Consider the following 8,005-nt stretch of genomic DNA (forward strand, 5'->3'; position numbering starts at 1 on the left):
CACGGAAAAAGGACAATAATAATGGCATATAAAGTGATTATACTCTATCGACTTTATATGCCATCTTACTTTGTAGGGACATTTACTGAATATCCCTAATAAAAAAGGGACACGCCATCAACGGCGTATCCCATTTCCTCATAAAACCAGTTAATAGAATTGACTATATCATCACGATATATTTCTCAATTGTCTACCATGTATTTTGATGGACAATTTCAATTACGCCGCAAAGTTAGGGCATCTGTTCCAAATAAAAATCACGGAAAACCGTGAAAATTGCATTTTAACCATCTATTCCAGGGTAATCCAGCCCTGTGCAATGGCCTTCACGACCAAATCAATCGCATTTTTGGCACCGAATTTAGCCATCAGCCTGCGGCGAAAAGTCTCGACCGTATTCTCGGAAACATGAAGTTGTTCCGCAATTTCATGACTGTTCAGCCCCTTGGCTAGCGCCTGCAGCACCTCGCGCTCGCGGCGTGTAAGCGTTTCTCTGGGAAAAATGCCTTCCGTGCCCCGCTTCAGCTTCTGGCAGAGTGCAGCAAACCGGCCACAAGCGTAACTTTCGCCCCTCAGCACACTACGGATGGCATTTGTCAGTTCATTAGAGTCAGAGGACTTCAACGTAACCGCATTCACCCCACTCTGTGCCAGCCGGTTGACAATCCACACCTCTTCGTGCTGGGTATTCACGATGATACGGGCATCTTCATTCAATTCACGTATTTGGGCAATCAGGTCGAAACCGGACACTTCCGGCATACTTACATCTAAAATATAGATATCGTAATCGCGCTTCGCTATCAGCTCAAGAGCCTTCTTCCCGGAAGTGGTGGCATCGGCCACCACCGCCTCGGGCATGGCATTCACCACCCGACAGATTCCCTCCACAATAAGGCTGTGGTCGTCCACCACCAGCACTTCCGCTTTTTTCATTTTACTGTCCATAACACCTATTATTTACTCATGCTCCGCTATTTATCACGACTGTCGCCGTCCGACAGGCCGACTTTGTCTGCACAAAGCGGATAATTAACCATCACCTTCAGGCACATGCCCTTGCCGGGAGCTGCATCCAACGACATCACAGCCCCAATGGTCTGAACCCGTTGTCTGACTGTTTCCAGTCCTATTCCCTTTCTCTTCTTATGAGGATCGAAGCCTTTTCCATTGTCGCACACAGAAACCGACAGCACCGCATCCTTCCATGTGAGTTCCACCTGTAAGAGCGATGCCGATGCATACTTCAGGGTATTGCTGACCACTTCTTGCACAATACGATAAAACTCAAAGCCAATCTGCTGGGGTATCAGTTTCCAGTCGCCCCCTTCCGTAGAACGATATTCAGCCCGAAGACCCTCGGGCAAAGGCAGGTGGGCCACGTAATCGGCCAACATCTCGTCAATGGTTGCATACTGGAATACAGGAGGCATCAGTTCATGAGAGATGTTTCTCAAGCGCTCCCGTATCTCATCCAGCCGGGCCAGCTGCTCGTCCATGCCTTTTTCATGCGGGGTCCCACTCTCGAGCGAGGAGCGGACGTTCATTGCCAAAGCCAACAAGCTGTTGCACACATCGTCGTGCAGCTCGGTAGCCATCCGTTCGCGCTCACTCTCCAGTCCCTCAATGTATTTCCGCGTCAGGCGTTGTTCCGTGTCTTTCTGCAAGGCCAGGAACTGCCGTTCCTTTTCGCCAGCAGCCTGCGCCAGACGGGCTATCCGCACCTTCTGCCGTTGACGGGCATAAAGGAAAAGCAGCAAAACAATGAGAAAGACAGCCGAAGAAGCGCCCAGCACAATCCGGTTGCGCAACAGTTCCCCTTTCCTCTCCAGCTCTTTCTGCTGCAAACGGGCTATTTCCAATTCTTTTTCCTGTGTCTTATACCTCACAGAAAAATCGGAAAGACGTTCGTTATATTCAGCACGGAAAGATGAGTCGCGCAAAGCGTATGCCTCATGTAGATTCCGATAAGCGGCCGCGTTGTCCTGAAGAACATGGAGACACTCGGCAAAATGCAGATAAGTTTCGTAATCCTTGGAATTGCGGAAACCATGCTGCATCATCTCCACAATACGGCGGTAATATCCGGCAGCCTCACCGTAACGGCCATTTGCCTGTAAAAGAGATGCCTTAGCCTGGTAGTAGCGGAAGAACTCAGCATCGGTCTGGAGTACATTGGTCAGACTGTCCAGTCTGGAGACATAGGTTTCGGCAGCATCCATCTGTCCAATCTTGCTGAATGCCCCTACCAAATAAGAATAGGCCTCGCACAAACGACGGTTGTTGCCTACTTCAATCGAAACCTCTACCGCCTTTTGCAGGTTCTGGATAGCTTCAGCCTCCTTACCCTCCACATTGCACAAGACAGCACCCAAATTGGTATAGAAGATGCAGGCCATCTGCGGATTTCCCCACTTCAAGGCATATTCTACAGCCTTTTCCGAGAAGGAAACCGCCTCCTCAAAAGCATTCCACTCGCAATAGACGGTAGCGATATTGCCATAGATATACGCTGCCGCCCTGTAGTTATGTTTCAACTCACACAACTGCAGGGCCTGTTTAAAATGTTCGATACTCCTGCTCAGTTTCTTCTTCCTCCGGTACAAGGTGCCCAACTGGTTCAGGTTCTCTATCAGCAAAGCCGTGTCCCGATCGGCCAGAGAACGTTCTTTAGCCAAAAGGGTATAGTGCAAAGCAGAATCAGCCTTTCCTTCAAAGAGATAGGAACTGGCATAGTTGGTCAGCATTGTCCGATAATAGCCGGACAGTTCTGGCTGTTCCGCAGCGGCTTCCATTCCTTTTTTCAAATAATAACGGGCGGAATCGTAACGTGTATCCACATTATAATAATAACCCAAATCGCCGGAAATGGTCACAATGTTCTGCGTTTTCCCCAATGTTTCGGCCAAAGCCAACGCCTTGCGTTTCCACTGATATCCTTCCGTAAAATTACCACCGACAAAACAAGCCTCGCCACGATAAGCATAATATTCCACAAAAGCAGAGGCAGACTTGTCGCGCACAGCCAGCTGCCGGATGGAATCGGCATAGGCAGAAAGCAATTCGGGATACACACCATTCTCGCTGAGGTAACTGCATACGCCTACATAACCTTGAAGGTCCTTACGCCTGGCAGCTTCGCTTTGAAGACGCGACAACGCATCAGCCTGCACAGCCATTACGACCTCAGGTAAAAGCAACAACAGAATCCACCATCCTATCAAACGTTTCATGTATACGACCTCCAACTTCATTTTGCAACAAAAATATTCAAATTATTCTAATGACAAGGCATACGGACGAATTTTCCACCGAAGAAATTAAAAAAAGGAATGAAGAAGGCAGTAACGCTTTCTCATTCCTTTTTTTCGTTTTGTAATACAAATTCCTATTCACACTTGCGCCACACCAGTCGGAAAAAGCCAGCATCCGACTATTAGTCACCTGTCGATGAGCCAACGCAAAGATTACTTCTGCCGTATGAAGATATTAATTGGAGTTCCCGTCAAATTCCATTTTTCACGCATTTTGTTTTCCAGAAAACGGCGATAGGGTTCCTTTACATATTGCGGCAAATTGGCAAAATAGACAAACGACGGCACCTGCGTATTGGGCAACTGAGTGATATACTTGATTTTGATATACTTCCCTTTAGTTGAAGGGGGCGGATAAGCCTCTATCAACGGAAGCATTTCCTCGTTCAGGCGTGCAGTAGGGATACGGGTCATACGATTTTCATAAACCTGACGTGCTTCTTCCAACACTTTCAGGATGCGCTGCTTGGTCAAAGCGGAGGCAAAGATAATGGGAAAATCGACAAACGGAGCCAAGCGGTTACGAATAGCTTCCTCAAAGGTCTTCATCACTTTGACGGTCTTGTCTTCCACCAAGTCCCATTTATTTACTACGACAACCAGGCCTTTCTGGTTCTTCTGTATCAGCGAGAAAATATTCAGGTCCTGACTCTCGATGCCACGCGTCGCATCCAGCATAAGGATACAGACATCAGAATTCTCAATGGAACGGATGGAGCGGATGACAGAATAATATTCCAGGTCCTCACTCACCTTGTTCTTCTTGCGGATTCCCGCCGTATCAACCAGATAAAAATCGAAGCCGAACTTGTTGTAACGGGTATAGATGGAATCGCGTGTGGTTCCGGCAATTTCCGTCACGATGTTTCGTTCTTCGCCGATAAAGGCATTCACAATGGAAGACTTGCCTGCATTGGGACGTCCCACGACTGCAAAGCGAGGAATATCTTCATCCAAAATTTCGCCAGGCTCTTTTTTGAACTTACTGACAATCAAATCCATCATATCACCCGTACCGCTACCGGTAACGGCAGAGATACAATAGGGATCGCCCAGACCCAAGCTATAAAATTCGGGAGCATTGTATTGCAATTCGTTATTGTCCGTCTTGTTGGCAATCAGCAACACCGGTTTCTTGGCACGACGCAGAATGGCAGCTACCTCCATGTCAAGATCCGTCACTCCGTTCATGACGTCCACTACAAACAGAATCACATCGGCTTCATCTACCGCCATCAGCACCTGCTTGCGTATTTCCTCCTCAAAGATGTCATCAGAATTCACCACCCAGCCACCGGTGTCAACTACCGAGAACTCACGCCCCAACCATTCAGTCTTTCCATACTGGCGGTCACGCGTTGTTCCGGCCTCTTCATTCACAATCGCCTGCCGACTTTTGGTCAGACGATTAAATAATGTAGACTTTCCCACATTGGGGCGTCCTACGATTGCAACTAAATTTCCCATAGTCTCCTTCTTAATTTGTGCGACTGTCACAGTCGTATGAATATTAATCCAGCTGATAACCGAAATTACGCAACTCTTTGTCCGAATTGCGCCAATCCTTATCAACCTTCACAAACGTCTCCAGGAAGATGGTTTTTCCAAAGAATTTTTCCAAATCGCGGCGAGCTTCCGAAGCCACTTTCTTCAGAGCTTTCCCTTGTTTCCCGATGATAATGCCCTTCTGAGAGTCACGCTCCACATATATCACCGCGTTGATGTGTATCTTCTTGGCTTCTTCCTTAAACTGTTCCACCACCACTTCTACCGAATAAGGTATCTCCTTGTCGTAGTACAACAGAATTTTTTCGCGGATAATCTCATTGACAAAGAAACGGGCAGGTTTGTCCGTCCACTGGTCCTTGTCAAAATAAGGAGGCGAATCGGGCAAAAGGTCCTTTACCCGCTTCATCACATAATCCACGTTGAATTTGGTAGCGGCAGAAATAGGAATAATCTCTGCTTTGGGCAGCAGTTCCTTCCACGCCTCCACCAGTTCCACCAGTTTTTCCTGATTACTCAGGTCAATTTTATTGATGAGTAGCAGCACCGGAATTTCCATAGCTGCAACCTTCTCCACGAAATCGTTGTGCTTGTCCGGCGTCTCAACCACATCGGTCACATACAGCAGCACATCAGCATCTGTCAGGGCCGAAGTGGAAAAGTTCAGCATGGACTCCTGCAGCTTATAGGCCGGCTTCAAGACACCCGGCGTGTCCGAAAAGACAATCTGCATGTCGTCCGTATTATAGATGCCCATAATGCGGTGGCGGGTAGTCTGCGCCTTGAAAGTGGCAATGGAGATGCGTTCACCAACCAGCGCATTCATCAAGGTGGACTTTCCCACATTTGGATTTCCGACGATGTTTACAAAACCTGCTTTATGCATTGATTTCCTACATTTTTAGTTGAGACAAAAAAACGCATCGAATCGAAATAGGATGCGTTTCTTTTATAATTATATGTAAAGTGTTCAAACATTCACCGATTGGGAACAGAAGAAGCAATTACTGCTTCTTGCCGTCATAACCCCACTTCACATAAACGGCACCCCAAGTAAATCCGGCACCGAATGCTGTAAAGATAATGTTGTCACCCTTCTTCAGTTTCTCTTCAAAGTCCCAAATACAGAGCGGAAGCGTACCGGCACTGGTATTACCATAACGCTCTATGTTAATCAAGACTTTGTCATGAGGAACTTCCAAACGATGGGCCACTGCATCAATAATGCGGAGATTGGCCTGATGAGGAACAATCCAATTGATATTATCTTTATTAAGATTGTTCTTCTCGGCAATAGCCACACAGGCATCAGACATGTTCGATACGGCATATTTAAATACCGTACGGCCTTCCTGATAAATATAATGCATGTGATTGTCTATCGTGAAATACGAAGGAGGACATACTGAGCCACCAGCCTTCATGTGCAAGAAAGGAAGACCCTTGCCGTCGGTTCTCAAGATAGCATCCATCACGCCCACATCTTCAGTGGTCGGCTCCATCATGAAAGCGGCTGCACCATCACCAAAAATCGGGCAAGTAGCACGATCGGTATAGTTCACTACCGATGACATTTTATCGGCACCTACAATGATAATCTTTTTATAACGGCCAGAGCGGATAAAGTTTGCAGCTGTCTCCATCAAAAAGAGGAACCCGCTGCAAGCAGCCTGCAAGTCGAAAGCAAAAGCGTTCTTCAAGCCCAGTTTATCACACAAAATAGATGCCGTAGAAGGGAAATGATAGTCAGGAGTAGAAGTAGCCACAATAACCATGTCTATGTCATTGGGATTGGAACCGGTACGCTGCATCAACTGCTTGGCAGCCTTACGTGCCATGTACGAAGTACCCAAGCCCTCTTCATTCAGGATATGTCTCTCCTTCACTCCGATACGGGTCATAATCCATTCATCATTGGTATCGACCATTCTCGACAATTCATCATTGGTCAAGATATAATCAGGCACGTAACCGCCGACTCCTGTAATTACTGCATTTATTTTTTCCATTGAAAGTACTTTAGTAACAAAAACACTTAAACAACGGTAGTCTAAAAAGGTTTGTAAAGACAAATCTTTTTAGACACCCGATACTCAAGCTTAAAATGTTTCAAAAACAACCGCATCAAACGGCAGCCTCTTTCTCGATAGCAAGCTTACCTCTGTAGTAGCCACAAGCGCCACATACAGTATGATAAACATGCCATTCGCCACAGTTCGGACAAATAGCCAATGTAGGAGCTACTGCCTTATCATGAGTTCTTCTCTTTGCAGTTCTTGTTTTTGACTGTCTTCTTTTAGGATGTGCCATTTTCTCTAATCTTTAATTGTTATCTAATATTTTCTTCAATTCGTCCCAACGCGGATCGGTCGGAGTCTCCCCGTCATCAGCAGACAACATATCGCCTTCTTCTACAACAAAACCGTCCTCCTCATCCGGAGTCGTACGCAAATGTTTGCTGAGCTTGCTGCTCATTGCTTTATTACACTTACCCGGAGCATGAACATGTTTCATCGGAATAGCCAAAGCCACAAACTCATACATGAACCAAGCGACATTAATCTCACCTTCCTCTTCAGGAATAATAATCATATTGTCACCCTCTTCCGCATACTCACGTCCAAACTTAACCAAAAGTTTGTCCGTCGAAGTTATCGGTTGCTCCATATCATCCAAGCAACGGTCACAAGGTACCCAAACCATACCATCCGTCTGGAAATTCAATTCAAAAGCACGAGATGTTTTTTTAACGACCAATACAACATTGACTTTACCCTTCTGGACTTCCGGGCCATCAATGTTAGCAAAGAAAAGGTTGTCAAGAACAAACTCATATGTACAAGAGTCTGCCTGCATCCCTTTCAAATCTATTTTGTATTTATCAAACTTTCCCAAAGCTTCTTTAGTTTATTCGGGCGACAAAGATACAAATAATTATCCTCATAATGTAGCAATTACAACAAAATATTCACATTTTATATATATTTCGTCCAAATCATTCATACCGCCGGGATAAAACACATATAAGGTCTATATAATTCAAACAGCCGGACACGTTCAAACCATTGCTACATACATTAAATACAAAAAGAAGCCCCGCCGACCTCCCTTTCAGGAAGCGGCGGGGCTCTCGAAGACGGCGACGACCTACTCTCCCACTGTTACGCAGTACCATCGGCGCG

At 46.2% G+C, this 8,005-nt stretch carries 7 protein-coding genes; all 7 read right to left on the reverse strand.

What is annotated here, in order from left to right; all coding sequences use genetic code 11:
• Nucleotides 1–294: 294 nt before the first annotated feature.
• Nucleotides 295–951, reverse strand: a complete 657-nt coding sequence (locus Q1Y74_RS12350; RefSeq protein WP_300814615.1) for a response regulator transcription factor — start codon at nucleotides 949–951, stop codon at nucleotides 295–297.
• 26 nt (nucleotides 952–977) lie between these two features.
• Nucleotides 978–3,236, reverse strand: a complete 2,259-nt coding sequence (locus Q1Y74_RS12355) for a tetratricopeptide repeat protein (RefSeq protein ID WP_300814616.1) — start codon at nucleotides 3,234–3,236, stop codon at nucleotides 978–980.
• A gap of 234 nt (nucleotides 3,237–3,470) precedes the next feature.
• A complete protein-coding gene (gene der / locus Q1Y74_RS12360; RefSeq protein ID WP_300814617.1) occupies nucleotides 3,471–4,784 on the reverse strand; it encodes a ribosome biogenesis GTPase Der in 1,314 nt (437 codons plus the stop codon).
• Nucleotides 4,785–4,827: 43 nt separating this feature from the next.
• Nucleotides 4,828–5,709, reverse strand: a complete 882-nt coding sequence (era, locus tag Q1Y74_RS12365) for a GTPase Era (RefSeq protein ID WP_300814618.1) — start codon at nucleotides 5,707–5,709, stop codon at nucleotides 4,828–4,830.
• Between the two features lie 118 nt (nucleotides 5,710–5,827).
• Nucleotides 5,828–6,832 (reverse strand): beta-ketoacyl-ACP synthase III, encoded by a 1,005-nt coding sequence (locus Q1Y74_RS12370; protein ID WP_300814619.1) that lies wholly within the window; start codon nucleotides 6,830–6,832, stop codon nucleotides 5,828–5,830.
• 115 nt (nucleotides 6,833–6,947) lie between these two features.
• Nucleotides 6,948–7,133, reverse strand: a complete 186-nt coding sequence (rpmF, locus tag Q1Y74_RS12375) for a 50S ribosomal protein L32 (protein WP_002562387.1) — start codon at nucleotides 7,131–7,133, stop codon at nucleotides 6,948–6,950.
• 12 nt (nucleotides 7,134–7,145) lie between these two features.
• Nucleotides 7,146–7,718 carry a DUF177 domain-containing protein gene (locus tag Q1Y74_RS12380; RefSeq protein ID WP_300814620.1) on the reverse strand — a complete coding sequence of 191 codons (573 nt, stop codon included), beginning with the start codon at nucleotides 7,716–7,718 and terminating at the stop codon, nucleotides 7,146–7,148.
• Nucleotides 7,719–8,005 lie beyond the last annotated feature (287 nt).

The organism is uncultured Bacteroides sp. (assembly GCF_949298305.1).
In the GTDB taxonomy this organism is placed as follows: domain Bacteria; phylum Bacteroidota; class Bacteroidia; order Bacteroidales; family Bacteroidaceae; genus Bacteroides.